Consider the following 421-nt stretch of genomic DNA (forward strand, 5'->3'; position numbering starts at 1 on the left):
GGCCTGGTAGACGGGACCGGACGGCGCCAGGTAATCCATCACGTCGGCGCGGCCGCCCAGGGCCGCCACCGGCATGCCGCCGCCGATGACCTTGCCGAAGGTCAACAGGTCGGGCACGAACGGATCGGCTGCCCCGTCGGCTCCCCCGGTCAGGCCCCAGTAGCCGGCGTAGCCGGTGCGGAAGCCGGTCAGCACCTCGTCCAGGATCAGCAGCGCCCCGTGCTCCCGGGTGATGCGGGACAGGGCCGCGTTGAAGCCGTCGGCGGGGGTGACCACGCCCATGTTCGCGGGGGCCGCTTCGGTGATGACGGCGGCGATCTGGCTGCCGCGGCCGGCGAACACTTCCTCGACGGCGGCGATGTCGTTGTACGGCAGCACCAGGGTCTCCGCGGCCGTCGCCTCGGTGACGCCCGCCGAACCC

General features: G+C 73.2%; 1 protein-coding gene. It reads right to left on the bottom strand.

Annotated elements, in window-relative coordinates; all coding sequences use genetic code 11:
- A partial coding sequence (locus AC5RUJ_RS18490) for an aminotransferase class III-fold pyridoxal phosphate-dependent enzyme (protein WP_494156544.1) occupies positions 1-421 on the bottom strand: 421 nt, incomplete at both ends.

This window comes from Arthrobacter sp. Y3223164, from assembly GCF_059091005.1.